Raw genomic sequence first — 24,064 nt, 5'->3', positions numbered from 1 at the left:
GTTACGAGCGCCAGCAGGCAGTATCCGATAGCGTGTGCCGCCGTAGCCGATTTTTGTCCTTCTCTAGGGGGGTTCAAGACCCGCATGAGCGCTCCGCAGCCGCCGAATCAGCCCTGGGGTGGCGGGCAGCCACAACAGGGCCCGCCGAGCGGTCCCCAGCAGCAGCAAGACAGTCCCTTCGGTTCGTCGGAGCCGACGCAGGTCGTCCAGCCCGGACAGCAGCCGCCGGGCGGCGCGTTCGGTGAGACCCCCGAGCCGACGCAGGTCGTGCAGCCCGGGCAGGCATCCGGTGAGGAGCAGGGCGGGGGCGAGGCGCCGGGCGCCGAGTCCACCCAGCTCGTCCCGCCGGGCTCGCAGCCGCCGCCCGCCATCCCCTACGCGCCGCCGCCGAGCGCCGCGGACAACCCGGCCGCGATGGGGCAGCAGCCGCCGGGCGGCTTCGGCCAGCCGCAGCCGCCTGCCGGGTTCGGCCAGCCGCAGCAGCCCTACGGCCAGCCCCCGCAGGGCTTCGGCCCGCCGCCGGGGCAGCCGGGCGGCTTCGGAGGCCCTCCCGGCTTCGGGGCCTCGCCCTACGGTGCGCCCGCCGGGGGCGCGGGCGGCAACAACAACCAGATCATCGGCTGGATCGCCGCCGGTGTCGTCGCGGTGCTGGGCCTGATCGGGGCCATCCTGGCCTTCACGATCATGGGTGACTTCGCCAGCGTGTCTTCGAGCAGCAGCCAGCTCGACCAGTGCCGTGCCTCGATGTCGCAGCTCGGTGCCAACCCGAGCCTGTGCGACCAGTACGCCGCCTCGGTGGGCGTGCCCGCCCGCGCCTGGGTCTACGTGATCGTGTTGGCCGTCGCCGCGCTGGCGGCGGTCGGTGGCGCCGTGCTGCTGTTCCTGAAGAACAAGATCGCGACCTGGGTGCTCGTGGGCAGCGGTGCCCTGCTGCTGATCTTCGCGATCATCTACGGGGCCGACGGCTCGTTCGCGACCCGGATCGTGTTCGAGCTGATCTTCGGCATCATCATCGCCGCGGTCGGTGCGCTGGGCCTGGTTCCGGCGACGGCGGGCTTCCTCGGCCTCGACTCCGGTGGCTCGTCCGGCTCCGGCGGTGGTTTCGGTGGCCCGCCCACCGGCGGGTACCCCGGTCAGCCCGGCGGGTTCGGTCAGCCGGGGCAGCCCGGTCACCCGGGCCAGTTCGGACCGCCGAGTGGTGGCTTCGGCCAGCCGGGCCAGCCCGGCCCGTACGGCCAGCCCGGTGGGCCCAACCCGGCCAGCGGCGGATTCCCGCAGCCTGGCCAGCCGGGTCCTTACGGACAGCAGCCGGGTCCCTACGGACAGCAGCCAGGCGGCTTCGGTCAGCCCGGCCCGTACGGTCAGCCGCCGCAGCAGCCGGGGCAGCCGCCGCAGGGCTGGTGACCCGCTGAACTCCCGATGCCCCCGGACTTCCGCGGTCCGGGGGCATCGGCGTTTTCGCCGCCCGTCGCCGTGTCCGAATCGGGCAGAACGCGGCTAAAGTGGGCGCACCACGAACCGCGTCCGGCCTCCAGGGATCACAGTGACCGATCCGCAGCGCCTGCCCGCGCCGTCCCGGCCGCGCGGCACCACGGCGATCCTCGCGGGATTGCTGGGCCTGGCCCTCGCCGGCGCACTCGGCTACCTGCCCGTCCGGGTGTTCATCGACGTCGGCATCACCGACCTGCCCGGCAAGGCGCTGCTCATGCTGGGGCTTTACCTCGGCGCCGCGCTGCTGTTGCTGATCGGGGCGCTGGTCACGCTCCTGCGCATCGTCACCGGAGCCGTGGTGCTCTCGTTGGGAGGTCTGGCCGCGGTCGGTGCCGTACTGGCCGAGCCCCTGCTGTTCTATCCGCATCTGATCGGGGAGTTCTTCAAGGCGATGTTCTCCTTCGCTGAGACCGACGCGTTCGTCCGGGTGTCCGCCGCCGTCGGCGGCCCGCTGGTGTTCGTGCTCTCGGTACTGCCCGCCACGTTCCGGTATCTGCGCTACCGGCCCGACCCGCAGGGCTGGTAGCGGGTTGAGCACGGACGAACAGCCGTCGCGAGGCGGCGGCACCGGCATCCCCGCCGCGATACTCGCGCTGCTCGGCGGCATCTTCCACCTGGTCGGCGTCGCCGGCGGCGCGGTGATGCTCGCCGGGGACGGCGCGCTCGGCCGCGCACTGCTGACCTTCCTGCTGCACCTGATCGTCGCGGCGCTGCTCATCGTCGGCGGCGTCGGGCTGATCCTGGCCAAGCGGTTCGGCCGCATGTTCACCATCACCGGCGCGGCGGCGGCGCTGCTGCTGTACGTGATGGTGCTCGTGCTCGCCGCGGCCGGCGTGCACTTCCTCGGCCTGTCCGACACCGCGATGCCGGTCGGCTACACGGCTGTGCTGTGCGTCCCGGCCGTCGCGACGCTCGCACTGGCGGTCGCGCCGCCCACCGCACGGTGGGTGACCAGCGGATGGTCGTAGTCTGTGGGCATGTCGAACGACTTCGGTTTCGAGACCCGGGCCATCCACGCTGGTCAGGAGCCCGACCCGCGTACCGGTGCGGTCATCGTGCCGATCTATCAGACCTCGACCTACGCGCAGGACGGCGTCGGCGGCACCCGCGAGGGTGACTACGAGTACTCGCGTACCGCGAACCCGACCCGCACCGCGCTGGAGCAGCAGCTCGCGTCGCTCGAAGGCGCGCGGCACGGTCTCGCGTTCGCCTCGGGTATGGCGGCCTCGGACGCGATTCTGCGGGCGACCCTGCGCCCCGGAGACCACCTGGTGCTCGGCAACGACGCGTACGGCGGCACGTTCCGGTTGATCGACAAGGTGCTCACCGGCTGGGGCGTGACCTACAGCGTCGCGAACCTCGCCGACATCGACGCGGTGCGCGAGGCCGTGCGGCCCGGCACGAAGCTGATCTGGTGCGAGACCCCGAGCAACCCGCTGCTCGGCGTCGCCGACATCACGGCGCTGGCCGGTGTCGCGCACGCGGCAGGCGCGCGGCTGGTCGTCGACAACACCTTCGCCACCCCCTACCTGCAGACGCCGCTGGCGCTGGGCGCGGACATCGTCGTGCACTCGACCACCAAGTACCTCGGCGGGCATTCCGACGTGGTCGGCGGTGCGGTGCTCGGCAACGAAGACGAGCTGCGCGAACAGCTGTTCTTCCTGCGCAACGCGGCCGGCGCGGTGCCGGGTGCGTTCGACGCGTGGCTGACCCTGCGCGGCATCAAGACGCTGGCGGTGCGCATGGAACGGCACTGCGACAACGCCGAGCGGATCGCCGAGGCGCTTGCCGCGCATCCGAAGGTCGCCCAGGTCTACTACCCGGGGCTGGCGGGCCACCCGGGCCACGAGGTCGCGGCGAAGCAGATGCGCCGGTTCGGCGGGATGGTCTCGTTCCGGCACGCCGACGGTGAGCAGGCGGCGCTGGACGCGTCGGCCCGCACGTCGCTGTTCATCCTCGCGGAGTCCCTCGGCGGGATCGAATCACTGATCGAGCACCCCGGCCGGATGACGCACGCGAGCACGTCCGGCTCGCTGCTTCAGGTGCCCGGCGACCTGGTGCGGCTGTCCGTGGGGATCGAGGACGCGCGTGACCTGATCGAGGACCTGCGCGAGGCCCTGGACTAGGGGCGGAGGTTGTTGAGCTCGGTGCTCTGGCCGCTGGAGTGCGTCTGCGTGACGCGCAGCTGGTTGAGTTCGGAGCTGTCGACGCAGCCACCGACGAGTTCGACGTGGTCGTCGTGGCGGATGTACTGCGCGTCCTCGCACGTGACCCGGTCCACCGTGTAGAAAGCCGCGCCCGTCAAGGCCAGAGCTGAGGTCACCGCCGCGACGATGGGCAGCACCCCGGACGAACGAGTGGTACGGCTGACTCTGCCGTCCTGTTCGTTCCGCCTTCGCATCCTTGCTCCTCGAATTCCGGTGCTGGCGGGACCAAGCGTACCCAAAGCGGCCCGGCCAGGGGTGGCATGATCCGACATATGCGCTTGGTGACGCCGGACCGGATCGAGCAGGCACGCAGGCTTCTCGAAGGGATCGTTCGCGTCACTCCCATGGAACACGCACGGGACCTGGAAAAGGTTCACGGCGGTCTGGTCCATTTCAAGTGCGAGAACCTGCAACGCACCGGCTCGTTCAAAATCCGCGGTGCTTACACGCGGTTACACGGGCTGACCGGAGCGGAACGCGCTCGCGGGGTGGTCGCCGCGAGCGCCGGGAACCACGCGCAGGGCGTGGCGCTCGCGGCGTCGCTGCTCGGCATCAAGGCGACGGTGTTCATGCCCAACCGCGCCCCGCTGCCCAAGCTCGCCGCCACCCGCGGCTACGGCGCGGACGTGCACCTGCACGGCGACGTGTTCGACGAGACACTCGCCGAGGCCGTCGAGTTCGCCGAGCGCACCGGCGCCGTGTTCATCCACCCGTTCGACCATCCCGACGTGATCGCCGGGCAGGGCACGGTCGGGCTCGAACTGCTGGACCAGGTGCCTGAGGCGGCGACCGTGCTGGTGCCCACCGGCGGTGGCGGGCTGGTGTCCGGGATCGCCGTGGCGGTCAAGGCGCGCCGTCCGGACGTGCGCGTCCTCGCCGTGCAGGCCGAGGGGGCGGCGGCGTTCCCGCCGTCGCTCGCGGCGGGCGAGCCCGTGCGGCTGCCCGGCATGCACACGATGGCCGACGGGATCGCCGTCGGCCAGCCGGGATCGATCACCTTCGCGCACGTCCAGGCGCTGGTGGACGACGTGGTGACGGTGTCGGAGGAGTCGTTGTCCCGCGCCGTCCTGCTGTGCCTGGAGCGGCGCAAGCTCGTGGTCGAACCCGCCGGGGCGGCCGCCGTCGCGGCGCTGCTGCAGCATCCGGGTGCGTTCGCGGCGCCGATCGTGGCGGTCCTGTCCGGCGGCAACGTCGACCCGCTGCTGTTGCTGCAGATCATCCAGCACGGCATGACGGCGGGCGGGCGGTATCTCGCGTTGCGGCTGCGCGTGCCGGACCGGCCCGGTGTGCTCGCGTCGATGCTGTCGAGGGTCAGCGAACTGGGCGCGAACGTGCTGGACGTCGAGCATTCGCGGGTCTCCGGGGCGCTCGCCCTCGGCGAGGTCGAGGTGGCGCTGAACCTCGAAACGCGCGGTTCGGAGCACTGCCGCCAGGTCGTCGCCGAACTCGAGCGCGCCGGCTACACCCCGGTCCGGAACTAGGAGGGACGACGGTGGATTCGCTCGACGCCCGGCTGCTGCTCCTGCTGACCGACGCGCCGCGGCTCGGCGTGCTCGAATGCGCGCGACGGCTGGGCGTGGCTCGCGGCACGGTGCAGGCGCGGCTGGACCGGCTCACCGAACAGGGCATTCTCGGCGGCTTCCCGCCCGAGGTGGACCTGGCGGCGATGGGGTACGGGCTGACCGCGTTCGCGGTGCTGGAGATCGCGCAGGGCAGCCGCGTCGAGGTCGCCGAGGGGCTGGCCGCGATCGATCAGGTCTGTGAGGCACACGCCACGACCGGCCAGGGGGATCTGTTCGTGCGGATGGTGGCGCGCGACCACGAGGACCTGCAGCGCGTGATCGACCAGGTGGTCGGACTGCCCGGTGTGCTGCGCACGAGCACGTCGCTGGCGCTGTCGACGCCGATCGCGCCCCGCGTGCGGCCGCTGCTGGAGCGGATCGCCTACGACGAGACGAACTCCAGATAGCGTTTCGCGGAGCGCTGCACGACCTCGTAGCCGTCACTGCGCACGACCGCGTCCCACCACGCGCCGTAGATCGCGCTGAACCGGTAGCGGGCCAGAATCTCGGCCGCGCGGCGCACCACCGGTGGCCGTTCCGGGATCAGGTTCGGATAGGAGTACATGAATCCGACGTGCGTGCGGTCCGGGACGACCTGCACGATGTCGCCGGAGAACAGCGCGCCCTCGCCGCCTTCGCCGCCCGGCCAGTGCATGACGGTGCCACCGGCGAAATGCACCCCGAGGTTGATCAGCTCCAGATCGGGGGTGACCTGCTTGGTCTCACCGCTCCACCAGTCGACGCCGGGATCGGAGCGGCCGAGCCACTGCCGGTCCTTCTCGTGCAGGTGGAGCGGGACGTCGAAGGTGCGGGCCCACTCGACCGAGGTGGAGTAGTAGTGCGGGTGGCTGATCGCGATCCCGCTGATCCCGCCCGCCTCGGTGATCCTGGCGATGATCTCGTCGTCGAGGTAGGCGACGCAGTCCCACAGGAAGTTGCCGGATCCGGTGCGTACGAGCAACGCCCGCTGCCCGATCGCGAACTTCGGTTCGCAGCCGATGCCGACGACGTCGGCGCCCTGCTCCTCGATCCGCGCGGTGTGCTCGGCGCGGACGGTCTCCAGATCCGTCCAGCGCTGCCCACCGGCCGGGACGTACTGCCGCTCGTCCTCGCAGATCGGGCAGTCCGTCCGCGGCGCTGAGTACTGCATGCCGCAAGTGGCGCAAATGGGCAGGGTCATACCGTTCAAATTAGCCGGAAAAGGGGGCTCCGTGCGCTGACATTTCCGGCGCGGAACCCCCTTGCCGACGTACTCAGCCGGTGTAGGGGACCGCCTTGACCAGGGTCACCTTCATCGTGTTGCCGTTGGGCAGCTCGTACTCGCGCGACTCGCCCTCCTTGGCGCCGAGCAGGGCCTTGCCCAGCGGCGACTCGGGGGAGTACACGTCGATTTCACCCTCCGCGCCCTCTTCACGGGTGGCGAGCAGGAACTTCTCCTCCTCGTCGTCACCGTCGTAGCGCACGGTGAGCACCTTGCCCGGCTCCGCGATGCCGTCGTTGGCGGGCGCCTCCCCGACCTTGGCCGAGCGGAGCAGCTCCTGCAGGTGGCGAATCCGGGCCTCGGCCTGGCCCTGCTCCTCACGGGCGGCGTGGTAGCCCCCGTTCTCCTTGAGGTCGCCCTCTTCCCGGCTGTCGTTGATCCTCGCGGCGATGACCGGACGATTCTCGATGAGTTCGTCGAGCTCGTGCTTGAGCCTGTCGTAGGCTTCCTGGGTCAGCCAGGTCACCTGGGTGTCGGCCACGGTCACCATCTCCTCGTCGTGCCTGCCGGGCATGGGTATACAAGCCGGCGGCCACACTGGCTGGGGGCCAGCGGGGCTCGTGATAAAGGAAAAACACGGCCCGTCTGGGCCGTGCCGGTAGACCAGGATAGCACGCAAAAGACCACCGGCGCCGTCCGATTTCCCGTCCTGTGGACGCTCGGCGCCGGTTTCACTCCGTTGGCCGCTAGCTACTTGACAAATACGCGGGCACAGAGTACGAGCAGCCGAAAACGTCCGCGGTGACGGGACGGTCGATGCTGCGGACAACGGTTGTCTGCCGGCTGTTGCCATCGCCGGCGGGAACGAACACCTCTTTCCGGCCACTTTCCGCGCCCGAGATGTCACGTACGCGCACGATGCAGACCCCGGGCTTGCCCGGATCGTCGCGTGTGACGTTGATCGTGACGGACATGGCGTTGCCTGGCTGCTCCCCGAACGCGACCCGTTCGGCGTCGATGGGGGCGGGCCCCAGATTGATGTAGGCCACCCACGCGACGGCGACGCTGACCACCAGCGCGATCACGCCATAAGCCCAGGCCCGCCACCGTTTGACGGCACCGCTGCGCGCGGGGCCGTAGCGGCCTTCCGGCAGTGCGCGCGTGGTCAAACCCGGGCCTCCGAATCGTTCTGTCGTACCCCTGGGGACAATGGGTACCGGACCGAGTATCCACTCAGGCGCGGAATAGCGTTGCAGAAGGGGTCGTTGCAGGCATGGTGGGAACTGACGAGCTGATTGCTGAGCCTGGTTCGCGCCTGCGTCTGATGGCGGTGCACGCCCATCCGGACGACGAGTCGAGCAAGGGCGCGGCCACGATGGCCAAGTATGTCGCGGAAGGCGCCGAGGTCATGGTCGTCACGTGCACCGGTGGCGAGGCCGGAAGCGTGCTCAACCCGGCGATGGACCGCCCCGAGGTCCGCGAGAACATGACCGATCTGCGCCGCGAGGAAATGGCGCGCGCGGCGAAGATCCTCGGCGTGAAGCACCACTGGCTGGGGTTCGTCGACTCGGGCCTGCCCGAGGGTGACCCGCTGCCGCCGCTGCCGGAGGGCTGCTTCGCGCGTGTCCCGCTGGAGGAGTCGGCCAGCGAGCTGGTCCGCGTGATCCGCGACTTCCGTCCGCACGTGGTGGTCACCTACGACGAGAACGGCGGCTACCCGCACCCCGATCACATCCGGTGCCACGAGGTGTCGGTCGCGGCCTTCGACGCGGCGGCCGAGCCGGACCGCTACGCCCACGCGGGCGAGCCGTGGCAGCCGCTCAAGCTGTACTACATCCACGGCATGTCCCGGCGCCGGATGCAGCTGTTCCACGACGCGCTGGTCGCGGCGGGCGAGGAGTCGCCCTACGCCGAGTGGCTGGCGAAGTGGGACCCGAGCAGGCCGGACGTGATGGAGCGGGTCACCACGCGCGTCGGCTGCGCCGAGTATTTCGAGACCCGCGACGAGGCGTTGCGGGCGCACGCCACCCAGATCGACCCGAACAGCCGGTGGTTCGCGGTCCCGCTGGAGCTGCAGCGTGAGGTGTGGCCCACCGAGGACTACGAGCTGGTGCGCTCACTTGTGGACAGCACGCTGCCGGAGGACGATCTGTTCGCGGGGGTACGTGAGAAGGTGACCACATGAGTTTTCTGGCGCCGGTCACCGTGCCGGCCAACACCGTCGCGCTGGTGCTCACCCAGCAGCAGCCGAACACCGGCGACGGCGGCGGGCAGGGTGACGACTTCGGCAAGTCCTCGCCCGTGGGCTTCCTGCTGCTGCTGATCTTCCTGATCGCGGTGGCGTTCTTGGTCCGCTCGATGACCAAGCACCTCAAGCGGGTTCCGGCGAGCTTCGATCCGGAGGAGACCGAGGAACAGCCGGGTGAGGGCGAGGCGGCCGTTGACGCCGAGCCCGGGGCGACGGACTCCACCGAGCCCGCACCGAGGCAACGCGAGAAGAGTTCCTAGCTCACCGCCTCCTCCGGCCGGTCGCGCCGACGCGTGACACCCTTGGGGCATGGCCAACCGACTCGCCAGCGCGACCAGCCCGTACCTGTTGCAGCACGCCGAGAACCCGGTGGACTGGTGGCCGTGGAGTGCCGAAGCGCTCGCCGAGGCCCGCCGCCGGGACGTGCCGATCCTGCTCTCCGTCGGTTACGCGGCGTGTCACTGGTGCCATGTGATGGCGCACGAGTCCTTCGAAGACGCCGAAACGGCGAAGTTGATGAACGACAACTTCGTCAACATCAAGGTGGACCGCGAGGAACGCCCGGACATCGACGCCGTCTACATGACCGCGACGCAGGCGATGACCGGCCAGGGCGGCTGGCCCATGACCTGCTTCCTGACGCCCGACGGCGAACCGTTCCACTGCGGCACCTACTACCCGCCGCAACCGCGGCCGGGCATGCCGTCGTTCCCGCATCTGCTGGTCGCGGTCACGCAGGCCTGGCAGGAGCGGCGCGAGGAGCTGCGGGAGGGCGCCGGGCAGATCGTGTCCGAGCTGGCCCGGCAGACCGGACCGCTGCCCGAGGCCGCGGTGGACGAGACCGTGCTCGACGGCGCGGTGACCAAGCTGAGCGGCGAGGCCGACCGTGCGCGCGGCGGATTCGGTGGCGCGCCGAAGTTCCCGCCGTCGATGGTGCTGGAGTTCCTGCTGCGCCACCACGAACGCACCGGCTCCGCCGAAGCACTGTCCTTGGTGGAGCAGTGCGCGGAGGCGATGTCCCGCGGTGGCATGTACGACCAGCTGGCCGGCGGGTTCGCGCGGTACTCGGTGGACGCCGACTGGGTGGTGCCGCACTTCGAGAAGATGTTGTACGACAACGCTTTGCTGCTGCGCGCGTACGCGCATCTGGCGCGGCTGACCGACTCTTCGCGGGCGTTGTCCGTCGCGCGCATGACGGGGAACTTCCTGCTCGAACGGCTCGGCACGGCGGAGGGCGGGTTCGCCGCCTCGCTCGACGCGGACACGCACGGCGAGGAGGGCCTGACCTACGTCTGGACACCCGAAGAGCTGCGCGAGGTGCTCGGCGAGGACGGTGACTGGGCGATCGAGTTGTTCGGTGTCACCGAGACGGGCACCTTCGAGCATGGCCGGTCGGTGTTGCAGCTGCGGCGGGATCCCGACGACTTCGACCGGTACGAGCGGGTGCGGCCGGCCCTGCTGGCGGTGCGCGACCGGCGGCCGCAGCCGGGCCGGGACGACAAGGTGATCGCGTCCTGGAACGGGCAGGCCATCACCGCCCTGTGCGAGGCGGGTGCCGCGCTCAACGAGCCGGAGTGGATCGAGGCGGCGGCGCGCGCCGCGTCGGCCATCCTCGACATCCACCTCGTCGACGGGCGGTTGCGCCGCAGCTCCCGCGACGGGCGGGTCGGCGAGGCGGCCGGCGTCCTGGAGGACTACGCGTGCTTCGCCGACGGCCTGCTCGCGCTGCACCAGGCCACCGGCCAGGCGCGCTGGCTCACCGAGGCGACCGGGCTGCTCGATCTCGCGCTGGAGAAGTTCGCCTCGAAGGACGCGCCGGGTGCCTACCACGACACCGCGGACGACGCGGAAACGTTGGTGCAGCGGCCGTCCGACCCGGGCGACAACGCGAGCCCGTCGGGCGCCTCGGCACTGGCCGCCGCGCTGGCGACCGCCTCCGTGCTGGTGGGGCACGAGCGCGCCGCGGCCTATCGCACGGCGGCCGAACGCGCGCTGAGCCGCGTCGGTCAGCTTGCCGCGAGGATGCCGCGGTTCGCGGGGAACTGGCTGTCGGTGGCGGAGGCGCTCATGGCAGGCCCGGTGCAGGTCGCGGTGGTCGGCACGGACCCGGCCGCGTGGGACGAACTGCGCCTGACGGCGGCGCGGCGGGTGCACGGTGGCGGCGTGGTGCTGGCCGGCCCGCCGGAGAGCGTGCCGCTGCTGCAGGACCGGCCGCTCGTGGAGGGCGCCGCGGCCGCCTACGTCTGCCGGGGTTACGTGTGTGACCGGCCCGTGACCAGCTCGGACGAACTGGAGGCAGTACTTTCGCCCTCGGCGAAGTGAGGGTTCAACGCCGGCGAATCCGCGTAGCGTGTGTATCGATGTAATCGTGTAATCACGGAGGTCGGGATGCGCACGCACAGAGGCTGGAAGGGAAGCGCGGGCTGGAAGGGCCGCGGCGGCTGGCAGCAGGGCGAGGCGCCCTCGGCCGACGACGCTGCGGGCTGGTTCGCCGGGCGGCTGCCGGACGAGTGGTTCACCGGCGTCCCGGACATCACCGTCGACCGGGAGGAGATCCTCGTCGTCGGCGAACTGCCACCGCTGAGTGAGGAATTCGACGACGACGCCGCGCGTGCCGCGGCGGAATCGGGCCGGATCAGCCGGTTCCGCGAGGACACGCGCGAGCAGCGCATCGAGATCGCCCGGCAGGCCGAGCACCGCTATCAGCGGAAGGTGGCCTGGGGCGCGCGGATCGGGGAGACCGAGGAGCTGTTCACCACGTTGTCGGTGCCGGTGATGACGCGGCTGCGGCAGCCGGAGCGGATGGTGCTCGACACCCTGGTCGACTCCGGCGTCGCACGGTCGCGTTCGGAGGCACTGGCCTGGGCGGTGCGGCTGGTCGGCGAGCACGCCGACAGCTGGCTGAGTGAGCTGCGCGAGGCCATGTCCAAAGTAGACGACCTGCGCTCGAAGGGGCCCGACCTCGGCTGAGCACTGCGGATCTTCGCCGGGTACGCCAAGCTGGAGAGCATGAACCCTGATGCGTTGACGAACGTATTGGACGGCCGGTGGGCGCCGCTGCGCCGCGAGGTCCGCGCCCAGCTCGCCGAGCACGCGTACGACGAGCCGTACGGGGCGAGCACAGAGGACTATCGCGCCTGGGTGTGGGACAAGCTGAGCCTGCTCGCCAAGACCGGCCAGCCGCGTTACGGCTTCGCCCGCGAGTACGGCGGTGGTGGCGACATCGGGGGTTCGGTGGTCGCGTTCGAGTTGCTCGGCTACGGCGATTTGTCGCTGATGGTCAAGTCGGGCGTGCAGTGGGGCCTGTTCGGCGGTGCCGTGCAGTTGCTCGGCACGAAAAAGCACCACGAGCGCTACCTGGCCCGCATCATGGACCTGGAGCTGCCGGGCTGCTTCGCGATGACCGAGACCGGGCACGGCTCGGACGTGCAGCACCTGCGCACCACCGCGAACTACGATCCCCAGGCCGGGCAGTTCGTGATCAACACTCCCGATGTCGGCGCGCGCAAGGACTACATCGGCAACGCGGCGCGGGACGGCCGGATGGCGGTGGTGTTCGCGCAGCTCGTCACCGGCGGGGAAAGCCGTGGCGTGCACGCGTTCCTGGTGCCGATCCGGGACGAACGCGGCGAGGCCATGCCGGGCGTCGAGATCGGCGACTGCGGGCGCAAGGCGGGGCTCAACGGCGTGGACAACGGCAGGCTCACCTTCCACGGCGTGCGCGTGCCGAGGGACGCGCTGCTCAACCGCTACGGCGACGTCGCCGAGGACGGCACGTACTCGAGCCCCATCGAAAGCGACGGGCGCCGGTTCTTCACCATGCTGGGCACGCTCATCCGCGGCCGGATCAGTGTGGCGGGCGGGGGAATCAGCGCCACTGAACGCGCCTTGGCGCTGGCGGTTCGCTACGGCGAGCGGCGGCGGCAGTTCGAGAATCCCGGCACCGGCCAGGAGACCGTGGTGCTGGATTACCTTGCGCACCAACGGAAACTGCTGCCCGCGATCGCCACGACCTACGCGCTGCACTTCGCGCAGGAGGAGCTCGTGCGCACCCTGCACGACATTCAGGGCGGTGACGACGTGGACGAGCGCAGCCAGCGGGAGCTCGAATCGCGGGCGGCCGGTATCAAGGCCGTCGCGACCTGGCATGCGACCAAGAGCATCCAGACCGCGCGCGAGGCGTGCGGCGGTGCGGGTTATCTCGCGGCGAACGTGCTGCCCACGCTGAAGGCCGACACGGACGTGTTCACCACGTTCGAGGGCGACAACACCGTGCTGCTGCAGCTGGTCGCGAAGGGCCTGCTGACCAGCTACCGGGACGCCTTCCACGACATGAGCACGTTGGCGACGGCGCGGCTGGTGGCCGAGCAGTTCGTCGACGCCGTGATCGAGCGGACCGCGGCACGCAAGGTCATCGAGCGGCTGGTGGACGCCGCGCCGGGCCGGGACGACGACGATGCGCTCCACGACCGGGGCTGGCAGGTGTCGTTGTTCGAGGACCGCGAGAAGCACGTCCTGGAGGGCGCGGCGAGGCGGCTGCGCCGGGCCGCCGAGGGGGACGCCTTCACGGTCTTCAACGACGCGCAGGACCACGTGCTGCGCGCCGCGAAGGCGCATGTGGACCGGGTCGTGCTGGAGGCGTTCGTGGCGGCGATCGACCGGTGCGAGGACGCCGAGGCGCGGGCGATGCTGGACCAGGTGTGCGATCTGTACGTGCTGTCCAACATCGAGGACGATCGCGCCTGGTTCCTCGAACACGGGCGGCTCACCTCGGCGCGGGCCAAGAGCGTGGTCGCGGCGGTGAACGAGCTGTGCAAGAAGCTGCGCCCGCACGCGCGGACGCTGGTGGACGCCTTCGCGATCCCGGAACCGTTCCTGCGCGCGGAAATGCTCGAATAGGCCGGCCCTCGGGCGCCCTCAACGGAGACGCTACGCGCCGCTGCCTAGTCTCTGGCTGGTGCGGATCGAGATCGATGACCTTTCCGGCCCCGAGATCGCGGAGTTCCTGGCGGAGCATCTGGCGGACATGCAGGCCATGTCGCCGCCGGAGAGCAAACACGCGCTCGACCTGGAGGGGCTGCGCAAGCCGGACGTGACGTTCTGGACGCTCAAGGACGGCGACGTGATCGTCGGCTGCGGGGCGCTGAAGGCCCTGGACCCCGGCCACGCCGAGATCAAGTCGATGCGCACCGGCGCGGCGTACCGGGGCCGGGGCGTCGCGTCACGGGTGCTGACGCACCTGATCGCGGAGGCACGGGCACGGGGATTCTCCCGGCTGAGCCTGGAAACGGGCTCGATGGAGTTCTTCGCGCCCGCCCGCGCCCTCTACGCCAAGCACGGCTTCGAGTACTGCGAGCCGTTCGGGGATTACCGGGAGGACCCCAACAGCGTTTTCATGACACTGACGCTGTAGGCGTGCCGTCGCTAGGCTGACGCGATGCCAGCCGCACTTGACGCACTACCGAAGATCGGCGCACCGGCCACCCGTGCCCTGCGAGCCGCCGGCTACGTCGAGCTACGCCAGCTCGCGGGCGTGGCTCGCGCTGAGCTGGCCAAGCTGCACGGCATGGGCCCCAAGGCGCTCGGCATCATCCAGGCCGCGCTGGAGGAGCACGGCCTGAGCCTGGGCTGACCGGCGAGGAAGCCGCGCCGGAGTTTTGAGGGAGTACCCGGGCGAGTCGATCGGCGTAATCTCATGGGCATGCTGGGAGTTGGCCATCATGAGGAGATTCTGGCGAGGGTAAGCAGCGCAAGTGGTGCCGAGGTGGCGCAGGTCGTGCACACGTATCGCGGCTACCGACGTGGTCCCGACGGCGACCGAACCGAGATCACGATCGAGCTGTTACGGGGAGCAGCCGGCTTCACAGTGACGGCCCGAACCACTGACGGCCGAAGCGCGAAGCCTGGGAGCCGACCTGGGACCTCGCGGCAGCGATCGACGCGACGGACTGGCCCGGCTTGGAGGTTGCGGACACATAGCGCCGCTGCCTGGTCGCGTCCTCAGGCGTACAACGCCAGCCAGATGGCGATGTAGTGCGAGATCGCCGCCAGCACGGTGCACGCGTGGAAGAACTCGTGGTAGCCGAAGGTGTCGGGCCAGTGGTTGGGCCATTTCACGCCGTAGAAGATCGCACCGATCGTGTAGAACAGGCCGCCGACGAGCAGCAGCACGAGTGCCGCGATCCCGGCGTTGCGGGCCAGTTCGGGCAGCACGAACACCGCGACCCAGCCGAGGCACACATAGATCGGCACGCCGAGCCAGCGCGGCGCGCCCGGCCACAGCATCTTCAGCGCGACCCCGAGCAGCGCCCCGCCCCACACCACGGCGAGGATGACGTACCCGGTCGGCTTGCTCATCGACAGCAGCGTGAACGGGGTGTACGTGCCGGCGATGAACAGGAAGATCATCGAGTGGTCGGCGCGCTTCATCCACTTGTACGCGGGCGGGCTCCACAGCCGACGGTGGTACAGCGCGCTCACGCCGAACACGCCCATCACGGTGAGTCCGTAGATCGCCGTGGCGAACGCGGCCAGCGCGGACACGGTCGAACCGGCCATCGCCACGAGCGTCACCGCTCCGGCGAAGGCACCGAAGAACGACCAGAAATGGATATGACCACGAAGCCTCGGGCGGCTGTCGAGCACGGGGTTTTCGGTCGCGACGGTCACGCTTCTAGGTTACGGGTCCGTAGGTTTTCCGCCAGTGCCCGTGGCCGGAGCCACGTTCACCCGCCGGGTGCGTACGCTAGACCGACGTGAGTCTTCGCTCGTTCGCCTCCAGGGTTCTCTACGGCGCCTACGGCCGCCGGCTGCAACAGCAGACCGCGGGCAGGCATCCCCGGCATGTCGCGATCATGCTGGACGGCAACCGCCGTTGGGCCCGCGAAGCCGGTTTCACCGACGTCGCGGACGGGCACCGCGCCGGCGCGGGGAAGATCGCCGACTTCCTGTCCTGGTGCGAAGAGGCCAACGTCGAGGTGGTCACGATGTGGCTGCTGTCGACGGACAACCTCGGCCGCGCCCAGGACGAGATCGTGCCGCTGCTCAAGATCATCGTCGACGTGGTCGACGAGCTGGCCGCGCCGGAGACGCCGTGGCGGCTGCGCATCGTCGGCGCGCTGGAACTGCTGCCCGCCGACATGGCCACGAGCCTCAAGGCCGCCGCGGCACGCACCGAGGGCCGCAAAGGCATGGAGGTCAACATCGCGGTCGGCTACGGCGGCCGCCAGGAGATCGCGGACGCGGTCAAGAAGCTGCTGCTCCAGCACGCCGACGAGGGCACTTCGATCCGCGAGCTGGCGAAGATCCTCGACGTCGACCACATTTCCGAGCACCTTTACACCTCGGGCCAGCCCGATCCGGATCTCATCATTCGAACATCCGGTGAACAACGATTGTCCGGTTTTCTGTTGTGGCAGTCCGCTCACTCGGAGTTCTGGTTCACCGAGGCGTACTGGCCCGCATTCCGCAGGGTCGATTTCCTGCGTGCGCTGCGGGATTACGCCTGGCGGCACCGCCGATTCGGTACTTGACATCACGGTCGGTAAACGCCTGGTCGCGCGAACTCTACCGACGGTGAGGTGACGAGTTCACGAATCACCTGCCTGGCTGCCTGCACGATCTTCGATTCGCAGGTAACTTCCGAAGTGATGGTCCGTGACCTTGCGGGACATCGCGGGAGGCCCTGGTCGTGGCGGTAGCTGAGGGAACGGCGGCGGTAGCAGCCGCGAAGCCGTTCGCGAAACGCTCGAGGGGGCCGGCACCCGGCCCTCGTGGCCATACCCGCTGACGGAAGTCGGCGGGTACGACCAACCGGGGCAGGCCCGGCCCAGCGAGTGCGGGCGTGGTGCCACGCCCACGAGGGAGATGCCGTCGTTGACTGCGCAGCGTTCGCCCCGAAAGGACTCGACCAGCGTCGAAGTCGCTGGTGAGTCATCGGAAGGTCCGCAATCCCCCGGAATCCAGCGGCACACTTACGTGCTCGACACCTCGGTCTTGCTCTCCGACCCTTGGGCGGTCACCAGATTCGCCGAGCACGCCGTCGTGTTGCCGCTGGTCGTAATCAGCGAACTGGAGGCGAAACGGCATCACCCAGAGCTGGGCTGGTTCGCGCGGGAAGCCCTGCGCCTGCTCGATGACCTGCGGCGAACCCACGGCAGGCTGGATGCGCCGATCCCGATCGGGGAACACGGCGGCACCCTGCACGTCGAGCTCAACCACTCCGATCCGACGGTGCTTCCGCCGGGATTCCGCACGGACTCCAACGACCACCGGATCCTGGCCTGCGCGCTGAATCTCGCGGTCGAGCGGACAAGTGTGACGCTCGTCACAAAGGATATCCCGTTGCGGGTCAAGGCCGGTTCGGTCGGCCTCGACGCGGACGAGTACCGCGCCCAGGAGGTCACTCCCTCGGGGTGGACCGGAACGGCGGACGCGGACGTGCCGCAGGAGGCGCTCGACGCGTTGTTCACGAACAACACCGTCGACCTCGCCGACTTCGGCCTGCCCGATGTCGGGGAACTGCCCTGCCACACCGGTCTGCGGCTGCTCGCGGGCAGTTCCAGCGCGCTGGGCAGGATCACCGCGGACAAGCGGGTGCGCCTGGTCCGGGGTGACAAGGAGGCGTTCGGGCTGCACGGCCGTTCGGCCGAACAGCGGATCGCGCTGGATCTGCTGCTCGACCCCGAGGTCGGCATCGTGTCGCTGGGTGGCCGGGCCGGCACCGGTAAGTCCGCGCTCGCGCTGTGCGCGGGCCTGGAGTCGGTGATGGAACGCCGCGAGCACCGCAAGGTCGTGGTGTTCCGCCCGGTGTACGCGGTCGGCGGCCAGGATTTGGGCTATCTGCCCGGCTCCGAGAGCGAGAAGATGCAGCCCTGGGCGCAGGCGGTGTTCGACACCCTCGGCGCGCTGGTCAGCCAGGAGGTGCTGGACGAGGTCTTCGACCGGGGAATGCTGGAAGTCCTGCCGCTGACCCACATCCGGGGCCGTTCGCTGCACGACGCCTTCGTGATCGTGGACGAGGCGCAGTCACTGGAGCGCAACGTGTTGCTGACCGTGCTCTCGCGGCTCGGCACGGCGTCACGGGTGGTGCTCACCCATGACGTGGCGCAGCGCGACAACCTGCGCGTCGGCAGGCACGACGGTGTCTCTGCGGTGATCGAGAAGCTCAAGGGCCACCCGCTGTTCGCGCACGTGACCCTGACGCGGTCCGAGCGGTCCCCGATCGCCGCACTGGTGACGGAGATGCTGGAGGACCACGGCTGACAATGCCGTGCGGGGCTCCCTCGTGGCCGTATGCGCCACGAGGGAGCCCCGCAGGTCAGTCGATCGCGCGGCGCAGGAAGCCCTTGATACCGATGGCGGCGAACACCGCGAACGCGACCACGATCACCGGCAGGTCGATCCACAGTGGAATCGACTGGAGCCCGGGAAGCAGCAACGATCGCATGCCCTCGCTGACGTAGGTGAGCGGGTTGAGTGCGCAGATCACCTGGAACCAGCGCAGGTGCGTCAGGCCATGCCACGGGAACTGCGTGGAACCGGTGAACATCAGCGGCATGAGCACGACGGCGAACATGATCTGGATCCGCCGCGGATTGACCAGCGTGCCCACCGTCATGCCGATCGCCGCACCGGCGAGTGAGCCCAGCACGATCAGGCCCAGCACGCCCGGCCAGGCTGAGGCGGGCCAGTCGATGCCGTCGAGGATGAGATAGCCGATCGGCACGATCAGCAGTGACGCGACGATCCCGCGCAGCGCGCCGAACACCATCTTTTCCAGTGCCACCAACGGAATCGGCATCGGCGCCAGCAGCCGGTCCTCGATCTCCCTCGTCCACGAGAAGTCCAGGATCAGCGGCATCGTGGTGTTCTGCAGCGCGGTGAGGAACCCGGTGAGGGCGACCATTCCCGGCAGCAGGATCTGCGCGAAGTTCCCTTGCACGTAACCGATCCCGGCCAGCACCTTGCCGAAGATGAACAGCATGAAGAACGGTTGCACCACGACCTGCGCGAGAAACGGCAGCAGCTCGCGTCCGGTGACGAACGTGTCCCGCCACAACACGGCGAAGAAGGTGCGTGCCGCGACTCCCGCGCCCGCGCGGGGAATCTCCAGTTCCACGGTGGTCATCGCAGCTCCCTCCCGGTGAGGCGGATGAACACGTCCTCCAGGCTCGGCGTGCCGATGGACAGATCGCTGACGTCGCAACCGAGTCCGGCGAGCGTCTTGAGCACCGGCGGCAGCACGGCCGCGGGCTCGTAGCCGGTGTAGAGCCGGAACTGCGCCATGTCGGCGGGATCGGGCCCGCCCGCGATCCGCTCGACCCGTTCCACGCCATCCACTGTGGACAGACTGTCGCTGAGAAGGTCCGGCGCGTGGCCCCCGGTGCTGACCGTGACACTGAGCGTGGTGCTGCCCGGCAGGGATTTGGTGAGCGCCTCGGGTGTGTCGAGCGCCAGCAGTTTGCCGTGATCGACGATGCCCACCCGGTCGGCAAGTTTCGCCGCCTCGTCCATGTCGTGCGTGGTGAGCACGACGGTGACCCCGTCGTCGCGCAGTTCGGCGACCCGCTCGTGCACGAACAGCCGCGCCTGCGGGTCCAGGCCGGTCGAGGGCTCGTCCAGGAACAGCACCTTCGGACGGTGCATCAATGCGCGCGCGATCATCACACGCTGGGACTGCCCGCCGGAGACGAAATCCAGCCGTGCGCTGGCCTGATCGGTCAGACCCATCCGATCGAGAATCTCGTCCGCGCGGCGATTTCGTTCCGCCCGGCCGACTCCGTGATAAATGGCGTGAAAGATCAAATTCTGCCGGATCGACAATGAGCGGTCGAGATTGTTCCGCTGCGGCACCACGGCCAGCAACTGCCGCGCCTGACTCGGCGATTTCCGCACGTCCACGTCGTAAACCAGGGCTCGGCCGGACGTGGCCAGCACCCGCGTGGTCAGCACGCCGACGGTGGTGGTCTTGCCCGCGCCATTGGGTCCGAGCAGGCCGAAAACCTCGCCCGGTGGCACGGTGAAGCTCAGTCCGGCCACGGCGGGCGGGGCATTTCGGCGATAACGTTTGACCAGATCGTCCACGACGACGGCGTCAGTCATGTGCCCCAGAATAGGAGCCGGATCCTATTCGGCACATGTATTTTCTCTGCCAGAAGAATGCGGCAAAAGCCGCTTTTCTACCAGCCCGACGGCAACGGCCGCCCTTCCGCGAAACCGGCCGCCGATTGCACGCCGAGCACCGCGCGCTCGGAAAACTCCGCGATATCGCGCGCACCGGCATAGGTGAACGCCGAACGCACACCCGAGCAGATCGAGTCGAGCAGATCCTCCACGCCCGGCCGAGCCGGGTCCAGCAGCATCCGCGAGGACGAGATGCCCTCCTCGAACAGCGCCTTGCGCGCACGGTCGAACACATCGTCACTGCGCGTGCGTCCCGCGACGGCGCGTTTGGAGGCCATGCCGAAGGATTCCTTGTACGGGCGGCCGTGCTCGTCGTAGCGCAGATCGCCCGGCGACTCGTGCGTGCCCGCGAACCAGGACCCGACCATCGCCGCGGACGCCCCGGCGGCCAGCGCCAGCGCGACATCGCGCGGGTGACGGATTCCGCCGTCGGCCCACACGTGCTTGCCCAGCTCCCGTGCCGCGGCCGAACACTCCGCGACCGCCGAGAACTGCGGGCGGCCGACACCGGTCATCATCCGCGTCGTGCACATCGCGCCGGGGCCGACGCCGACCTTGATCACGTCCGCGCCCGCGTCGATCAGGTCCCGCGCACCGTCGGCGGTGACGACGTTGCCGGCCACCACCGGCACCTTCGGCGACACCGACCGCACGGCCTTGAGCGCGGCGACCATCTTCTCCTGGTGGCCGTGCGCGGTGTCCACGACGAGCACGTCGACCCCCGCGGCGAGCACCGCTTCGGCCTTCGCCGCGACGTCGCCGTTCACGCCGATCGCGGCCGCGACCCGCAACTGCCCGCGCGCGTCCACGGCCGGGGTGTAGATCTCGGCCCGCAACGCGGCGGTCTGGGTGAGCACTCCGGCCAGCTTGCCCTCGGCGTCCACACCCAGCGCGAGCCGCGCGCCGGCCTCGTGCAGGCGGTCGAAGACCTCGCGGGTCGGGGTGGCCAGCGGGCAGGTGACGGCGGCGGGCTCGGCGACCTCGGCGAGCCTGGCGAACCGGTCCACCCCGGCGCACGCGGTCTCGTCCACGATCCCGGCCGGGCGGCCCTGCTCGTCGACCACCACGACGGCGCCGTGCGCACGCTTGCCGACCAGGTTGAGCGCGTCCGCGACGGCGTCACCGCCGCCGAGCACGAGCGGGGTGTCCCACACCGTGTGGCGGCTCTTGACCCAGGCGACGATGTCGGCGACCGCGGCCGGGTCGACGTCCTGCGGCAGCACGACCAGCCCACCCCGGCGGGCGACCGTCTCGGCCATCCGGCGGCCGGCGACGGCGGTCATGTTGGCGACGACGATCGGGATGGTGGCGCCGGTGCCGTCGACGGTGGCGAGGTCGACATCGAAACGCGACTCCACGTGCGAACGGTTCGGCACGAGGAACACGTCGTCGTAGGTCAGATCGTGGGCGGGCCCGTGGCCATCGATGAAGCGCACGAGTCCCCAGAATACGTCATGTCAGAATCGGGGCATGTCGGACCGGGACCGCGATGAGCAGGGCCGGGCACGCAACGCCCGGCCGCGTGACGGGCTGGGCCGCCCGCTGCCCTACGGCGCGGAGGGGGTGCCGCGACAGCAGGAGGGTGTGGTCCGGACCGCCGAGGAGACGCTGACCGAGGCGCAGCGCCTGCTCGACGAGGGCAAGCCGTTTCACGCGCACGAGGTCTTCGAGGACGCGTGGAAGAGCACCGACGGGGCCGAGCGCGGCCTGTGGAAGGGCCTCGCGCAACTGGCGGTCGGGCTGACCCACGCCGCGCGGGGCAACGAGAAGGGCGCGGTGTCACTGCTGAACCGCGGCGCCGACGCGATCGAGCCCTACGCGTCCAGCGCTCCGCACGGTCTCGACGTGGCCGCGCTCGTGAAGTGGGTGCGCGAGGACATGTTCTCGCGCCCGATGCCGCGGCTGCGTTAGACGTTCGCCTTCTCGGCGCCGATCGTGGTCGACTCGCCGTGGCCGGTGTTGACCACGGTGTCGTCCGGGAGCGCGAACAGCTTCTCCTTGATGGATTTCACGATCGTCGGGTGATCGGAGTACGACCGGCCCGTCGCGCCAGGGCCGCCGTGGAACAGGGTGTCGCCGGTGAACACGGTGCCCAGCTCACGCGAATAGAGACAGACCGCGCCGGGCGCGTGCCCCGGCGTGTGCAGCACGGACAGATCGGTGCCCGCGATGGTCAGGATCTGCCCGTCCTCGAGTTCCGCGTCCGGCCGTTGATCGGGATGCGTCAGGTCCCAGAGCACGCGGTCGTCCGGGTGCAGCAGGATCGGCGCGCCGGTGCGCTCGGCCAGCTCCGGCGCGGCGTTGACGTGATCGTTGTGCGCGTGCGTGCAGATGATCGCCCGCACCTTCCGGTCGCCGACCGCCTCGGCGATCGCGGCCGCGTCGTGCGCCGCGTCGATGACGAACACCTCGCGGTCGTCGCCGATCAGCCACACGTTGTTGTCCACGTCCCAGCTTCCGCCGTCGAGCTGGAAAACGCCTGAGGTCACCACGTTCTGCACCTTGGCCGTCATGCTCACGACACTTACCAGCTCCCGTGACCTCGCGCGAGCCTTCGAGATTCAGCTGAACGACACCCGCCGGACCACTGATCGGTTCGCGACCTTCACCGGTGCTTGAAAACGTGCGGGCATGTGCATGAATTGCGGGGTATCGCGCCGGGGTTTCCTTGCCGCGGCCGGAATCGGCACCGGGGTCGCGCTGGCGCCCGTCGCGTTCGCGGAGGCGGCAGAGGGGCAGACCGAGACGAAGGTGATCACCGGTCACCTCGATCCCGGGGTGCCGGACTTCGTCTACCTGCCCGTGCAGGTGCCCTCCGGGGTCAGCCAGATCTCCGTCGTGTACAGCTACGACAAGCCGTCGGTGCCCAGTGGCACGCCCGGCAACTCCTGCGATATCGGCGTGTTCGACGCGCGCGGCACCGGCCTCGGCGGCACCGGTTTCCGCGGCTGGTCCGGCGGTTTCCGCGACCGCTTCTCGATCAGCCGCGGCGAGGCCACCCCCGGCTATTTGCCCGGCGATGTCATGCCGGGCACCTGGAACGTCGCGCTCGGCCCGTACCAGGTCGCACCGCAGGGCATGAACTACCACGTCGAGGTCACGCTCACCCACGGCCCGCCCGGCGCGCCGTACCAGCCGAAATACCCCGCGACGCGGGCGGGCGGCCGTGGCCGCGCCTGGTATCGCGGCGACTGCCACCTGCACACGGTCTACTCCGATGGCAAACGTTTGCCCGAGGAGGTCGCCGCGGGTGCGAGGGAGGCACGACTCGACTTCATCACCTCCACCGACCACAACACGACGTCCTCGCACGGCGTGTGGGGGCCGCTGGCCGGCTCCGATCTGCTGATCATGCTCGGCGAGGAGGTCACCACCCGCAACGGCCACTGGCTCGCGCTCGGCATCGAGCCCGGCCAGTTCATCGACTGGCGCTACCGCGCACGCGACGGCGAGATCTCCGGCTACCTGCGTGACATCCACCGCGCGGGCGGTCTCGCCGTCGCCGCGCACCCGTACTGCCCGTGGGTCGCCTGCAACTTCAAGTTCGGGTACTCCGACTTCGACGCCGTCGAGGTGTGGAACGGGCCGTGGACCTGGGACGACGACGCGACAGTGTCCACTTGGGACAACATGCTCGTCGAGTCGGTGAAGCGCGGCACCCAGTGGCTGCCCGCGATGGGCAACAGCGACGCGCACAACCCCGGCAACGTGATCGGCCTGCCCCAGAACGTGGTGCTCGCCGACGCGCTGACCCGCGACGCGATCCTGGCCGGGATCAAGGCCGGCCGGAACTGGCTCGCCGAATCCGCCGACGTCAACCTGTCGTTCGCCGCCGCCGGACCGCGCGGCCAGTCCGCCGGGATCGGCGAGCGCCTCGACGTCGCACCCGGGGACAAGGTCGGTGTGCGGCTGGAGGTCAAGGGCGTGCCGAACGGCACGGTGCGGTTGATCACCGACGAGGGGCAGATCCTGCAGACGAGCCTGCCCGCCGATGGCGAGGGCACGGTCAACTGGACGACCACCCCGGACGTGTCGGCCTACGTGCGGGCCGAGGTGCGGCATCCCAAGGCCGATGGCAGCGCCGGATCGCCCGCACTCTCGGCCGATCTGAACTTCGGCGCGATGGCGGCCATGACCAACCCGATCTTCCTCGGTGAACGCTGACGGTATT

General features: G+C 69.8%; 26 protein-coding genes. 17 read left to right on the top strand and 9 right to left on the bottom strand.

Annotated features, from left to right (window positions below; genetic code table 11):
- The first annotated feature begins 84 nt into the window (after positions 1-84).
- The 4 genes from HFP15_RS42265 to HFP15_RS27545 all read left to right on the top strand — a co-directional run bounded on the left by HFP15_RS42265 (position 85) and on the right by HFP15_RS27545 (position 3,617).
- Positions 85-1,404, top strand: a complete 1,320-nt coding sequence (locus HFP15_RS42265; protein WP_210717946.1) for a hypothetical protein — start codon at positions 85-87, stop codon at positions 1,402-1,404.
- A gap of 139 nt (positions 1,405-1,543) precedes the next feature.
- Positions 1,544-2,017: a hypothetical protein gene (locus HFP15_RS27555; protein WP_312871773.1), complete on the top strand. Its 474-nt coding sequence runs from the start codon at positions 1,544-1,546 to the stop codon at positions 2,015-2,017.
- A gap of 4 nt (positions 2,018-2,021) precedes the next feature.
- Entirely contained in the window at positions 2,022-2,459 is a 438-nt protein-coding gene (locus HFP15_RS27550) for a hypothetical protein (RefSeq protein ID WP_168519666.1), read from the top strand.
- A 9-nt stretch (positions 2,460-2,468) separates the two neighbouring features.
- The gene (locus tag HFP15_RS27545) at positions 2,469-3,617 is read left to right on the top strand and encodes a cystathionine gamma-synthase (RefSeq protein WP_168519665.1); all 1,149 of its coding nucleotides are present in this window, start codon (positions 2,469-2,471) and stop codon (positions 3,615-3,617) included.
- Here the strand turns inward: HFP15_RS27545 and HFP15_RS27540 are convergent.
- Positions 3,614-3,892 (bottom strand): hypothetical protein, encoded by a 279-nt coding sequence (locus HFP15_RS27540; RefSeq protein WP_168519664.1) that lies wholly within the window; start codon positions 3,890-3,892, stop codon positions 3,614-3,616. The two genes, HFP15_RS27545 and HFP15_RS27540, sit on opposite strands and share 4 nt — an antisense overlap.
- A 78-nt stretch (positions 3,893-3,970) precedes the next feature.
- Between HFP15_RS27540 and ilvA the strand changes: the two genes are divergently transcribed.
- Positions 3,971-5,179 carry a threonine ammonia-lyase gene (gene ilvA / locus HFP15_RS27535; protein ID WP_168519663.1) on the top strand — a complete coding sequence of 403 codons (1,209 nt, stop codon included), beginning with the start codon at positions 3,971-3,973 and terminating at the stop codon, positions 5,177-5,179.
- Positions 5,180-5,190: 11 nt separating this feature from the next.
- Positions 5,191-5,667 carry an Lrp/AsnC family transcriptional regulator gene (locus HFP15_RS27530; protein WP_168519662.1) on the top strand — a complete coding sequence of 159 codons (477 nt, stop codon included), beginning with the start codon at positions 5,191-5,193 and terminating at the stop codon, positions 5,665-5,667.
- Here HFP15_RS27530 and HFP15_RS27525 read toward each other — a convergent pair.
- The 3 genes from HFP15_RS27525 to HFP15_RS27515 form a co-directional block, all read right to left on the bottom strand.
- Entirely contained in the window at positions 5,643-6,440 is a 798-nt protein-coding gene (locus tag HFP15_RS27525) for an MBL fold metallo-hydrolase (RefSeq protein WP_168519661.1), read from the bottom strand. The two genes, HFP15_RS27530 and HFP15_RS27525, sit on opposite strands and share 25 nt — an antisense overlap.
- Positions 6,441-6,513: 73 nt before the next feature.
- The gene (greA, locus tag HFP15_RS27520) at positions 6,514-7,011 is read right to left on the bottom strand and encodes a transcription elongation factor GreA (RefSeq protein ID WP_168519712.1); all 498 of its coding nucleotides are present in this window, start codon (positions 7,009-7,011) and stop codon (positions 6,514-6,516) included.
- A gap of 196 nt (positions 7,012-7,207) precedes the next feature.
- Complete coding sequence (locus tag HFP15_RS27515) at positions 7,208-7,630, bottom strand: DUF4307 domain-containing protein (RefSeq protein ID WP_168519660.1); 423 nt, start codon at positions 7,628-7,630, stop codon at positions 7,208-7,210.
- 104 nt (positions 7,631-7,734) lie between these two features.
- Here HFP15_RS27515 and mca point away from each other — a divergent pair, with 104 nt between their 5' ends.
- The 7 genes from mca to HFP15_RS27480 all read left to right on the top strand — a co-directional run bounded on the left by mca (position 7,735) and on the right by HFP15_RS27480 (position 14,341).
- Positions 7,735-8,646 carry a mycothiol conjugate amidase Mca gene (gene mca / locus HFP15_RS27510; protein ID WP_168519659.1) on the top strand — a complete coding sequence of 304 codons (912 nt, stop codon included), beginning with the start codon at positions 7,735-7,737 and terminating at the stop codon, positions 8,644-8,646.
- Positions 8,643-8,969, top strand: coding sequence for a hypothetical protein (locus HFP15_RS27505; RefSeq protein WP_168519658.1), 327 nt, complete (start codon positions 8,643-8,645; stop codon positions 8,967-8,969). Before mca ends, HFP15_RS27505 begins: the two co-directional genes overlap by 4 nt.
- A 49-nt stretch (positions 8,970-9,018) precedes the next feature.
- Positions 9,019-11,031 carry a thioredoxin domain-containing protein gene (locus HFP15_RS27500; RefSeq protein ID WP_168519657.1) on the top strand — a complete coding sequence of 671 codons (2,013 nt, stop codon included), beginning with the start codon at positions 9,019-9,021 and terminating at the stop codon, positions 11,029-11,031.
- A 66-nt stretch (positions 11,032-11,097) separates the two neighbouring features.
- Positions 11,098-11,679: an ATP-binding transcription factor AbmR gene (abmR, locus tag HFP15_RS27495; RefSeq protein ID WP_168519656.1), complete on the top strand. Its 582-nt coding sequence runs from the start codon at positions 11,098-11,100 to the stop codon at positions 11,677-11,679.
- 39 nt (positions 11,680-11,718) lie between these two features.
- Positions 11,719-13,608 carry an acyl-CoA dehydrogenase family protein gene (locus HFP15_RS27490; protein ID WP_168519655.1) on the top strand — a complete coding sequence of 630 codons (1,890 nt, stop codon included), beginning with the start codon at positions 11,719-11,721 and terminating at the stop codon, positions 13,606-13,608.
- 58 nt (positions 13,609-13,666) lie between these two features.
- Positions 13,667-14,122: a GNAT family N-acetyltransferase gene (locus tag HFP15_RS27485; RefSeq protein ID WP_312871772.1), complete on the top strand. Its 456-nt coding sequence runs from the start codon at positions 13,667-13,669 to the stop codon at positions 14,120-14,122.
- A 24-nt stretch (positions 14,123-14,146) separates the two neighbouring features.
- On the top strand, positions 14,147-14,341 hold the full coding sequence (locus HFP15_RS27480; RefSeq protein WP_168519654.1) for a helix-hairpin-helix domain-containing protein: 195 nt from the start codon (positions 14,147-14,149) through the stop codon (positions 14,339-14,341).
- A 368-nt stretch (positions 14,342-14,709) separates the two neighbouring features.
- Here HFP15_RS27480 and trhA read toward each other — a convergent pair whose 3' ends face one another.
- Positions 14,710-15,378, bottom strand: a complete 669-nt coding sequence (gene trhA, locus HFP15_RS27475) for a PAQR family membrane homeostasis protein TrhA (protein WP_168519653.1) — start codon at positions 15,376-15,378, stop codon at positions 14,710-14,712.
- Positions 15,379-15,464: 86 nt separating this feature from the next.
- Between trhA and HFP15_RS27470 the strand changes: the two genes are divergently transcribed.
- Entirely contained in the window at positions 15,465-16,241 is a 777-nt protein-coding gene (locus tag HFP15_RS27470; RefSeq protein ID WP_168519652.1) for an isoprenyl transferase, read from the top strand.
- 445 nt (positions 16,242-16,686) lie between these two features.
- Entirely contained in the window at positions 16,687-17,973 is a 1,287-nt protein-coding gene (gene phoH2 / locus HFP15_RS27465; RefSeq protein WP_376768900.1) for an RNA 5'-3' helicase PhoH2, read from the top strand.
- A gap of 55 nt (positions 17,974-18,028) precedes the next feature.
- Here the strand turns inward: phoH2 and HFP15_RS27460 are convergent, their stop codons facing one another.
- From HFP15_RS27460 to guaB1, 3 genes are all read right to left on the bottom strand, one after another.
- Positions 18,029-18,838: an ABC transporter permease gene (locus tag HFP15_RS27460; protein ID WP_168519650.1), complete on the bottom strand. Its 810-nt coding sequence runs from the start codon at positions 18,836-18,838 to the stop codon at positions 18,029-18,031.
- Positions 18,835-19,812 carry an ABC transporter ATP-binding protein gene (locus HFP15_RS27455; protein ID WP_168519649.1) on the bottom strand — a complete coding sequence of 326 codons (978 nt, stop codon included), beginning with the start codon at positions 19,810-19,812 and terminating at the stop codon, positions 18,835-18,837. The genes HFP15_RS27460 and HFP15_RS27455 overlap by 4 nt, the downstream gene beginning before the upstream one ends.
- A 77-nt stretch (positions 19,813-19,889) precedes the next feature.
- Positions 19,890-21,329, bottom strand: coding sequence for a GMP reductase (gene guaB1, locus HFP15_RS27450; protein WP_168519648.1), 1,440 nt, complete (start codon positions 21,327-21,329; stop codon positions 19,890-19,892).
- A 34-nt stretch (positions 21,330-21,363) separates the two neighbouring features.
- On the opposite strand from guaB1, the gene HFP15_RS27445 reads away from it, so the two are divergent.
- On the top strand, positions 21,364-21,804 hold the full coding sequence (locus HFP15_RS27445) for a DUF309 domain-containing protein (protein ID WP_168519647.1): 441 nt from the start codon (positions 21,364-21,366) through the stop codon (positions 21,802-21,804).
- Here the strand turns inward: HFP15_RS27445 and HFP15_RS27440 are convergent.
- Entirely contained in the window at positions 21,801-22,406 is a 606-nt protein-coding gene (locus tag HFP15_RS27440) for an MBL fold metallo-hydrolase (RefSeq protein WP_168519646.1), read from the bottom strand. The two genes, HFP15_RS27445 and HFP15_RS27440, sit on opposite strands and share 4 nt — an antisense overlap.
- Before the next feature lie 124 nt (positions 22,407-22,530).
- On the opposite strand from HFP15_RS27440, the gene HFP15_RS27435 reads away from it, so the two are divergent.
- Complete coding sequence (locus HFP15_RS27435; protein WP_210717945.1) at positions 22,531-24,057, top strand: CehA/McbA family metallohydrolase; 1,527 nt, start codon at positions 22,531-22,533, stop codon at positions 24,055-24,057.
- Positions 24,058-24,064: the final 7 nt, after the last annotated feature.

This window comes from Amycolatopsis acididurans, assembly GCF_012328925.1.
Lineage (GTDB): Bacteria > Actinomycetota > Actinomycetes > Mycobacteriales > Pseudonocardiaceae > Amycolatopsis_E > Amycolatopsis_E acididurans.
The sequence above is the reverse complement of the archived record's forward strand: the minus strand, read 5'-3'. Positions and strand labels throughout refer to the sequence as shown.

Coding starts and splice junctions, on each gene's coding strand:
- HFP15_RS42265 (WP_210717946.1), top strand. CDS start 85: ATGAGCGCTCCGCAGCCGCCGAATCAGCCCTGGGGTGGCGGGCAGCCA.
- HFP15_RS27545 (WP_168519665.1), top strand. CDS start 2,469: ATGTCGAACGACTTCGGTTTCGAGACCCGGGCCATCCACGCTGGTCAG.
- HFP15_RS27540 (WP_168519664.1), bottom strand. CDS start 3,892: ATGCGAAGGCGGAACGAACAGGACGGCAGAGTCAGCCGTACCACTCGT.
- ilvA (WP_168519663.1), top strand. CDS start 3,971: ATGCGCTTGGTGACGCCGGACCGGATCGAGCAGGCACGCAGGCTTCTC.
- HFP15_RS27525 (WP_168519661.1), bottom strand. CDS start 6,440: ATGACCCTGCCCATTTGCGCCACTTGCGGCATGCAGTACTCAGCGCCG.
- greA (WP_168519712.1), bottom strand. CDS start 7,011: ATGGTGACCGTGGCCGACACCCAGGTGACCTGGCTGACCCAGGAAGCC.
- mca (WP_168519659.1), top strand. CDS start 7,735: ATGGTGGGAACTGACGAGCTGATTGCTGAGCCTGGTTCGCGCCTGCGT.
- HFP15_RS27505 (WP_168519658.1), top strand. CDS start 8,643: ATGAGTTTTCTGGCGCCGGTCACCGTGCCGGCCAACACCGTCGCGCTG.
- HFP15_RS27500 (WP_168519657.1), top strand. CDS start 9,019: ATGGCCAACCGACTCGCCAGCGCGACCAGCCCGTACCTGTTGCAGCAC.
- abmR (WP_168519656.1), top strand. CDS start 11,098: ATGCGCACGCACAGAGGCTGGAAGGGAAGCGCGGGCTGGAAGGGCCGC.
- HFP15_RS27490 (WP_168519655.1), top strand. CDS start 11,719: ATGAACCCTGATGCGTTGACGAACGTATTGGACGGCCGGTGGGCGCCG.
- HFP15_RS27480 (WP_168519654.1), top strand. CDS start 14,147: ATGCCAGCCGCACTTGACGCACTACCGAAGATCGGCGCACCGGCCACC.
- HFP15_RS27460 (WP_168519650.1), bottom strand. CDS start 18,838: ATGACCACCGTGGAACTGGAGATTCCCCGCGCGGGCGCGGGAGTCGCG.
- HFP15_RS27455 (WP_168519649.1), bottom strand. CDS start 19,812: ATGACTGACGCCGTCGTCGTGGACGATCTGGTCAAACGTTATCGCCGA.
- HFP15_RS27445 (WP_168519647.1), top strand. CDS start 21,364: ATGTCGGACCGGGACCGCGATGAGCAGGGCCGGGCACGCAACGCCCGG.
- HFP15_RS27440 (WP_168519646.1), bottom strand. CDS start 22,406: ATGACGGCCAAGGTGCAGAACGTGGTGACCTCAGGCGTTTTCCAGCTC.
- HFP15_RS27435 (WP_210717945.1), top strand. CDS start 22,531: ATGAATTGCGGGGTATCGCGCCGGGGTTTCCTTGCCGCGGCCGGAATC.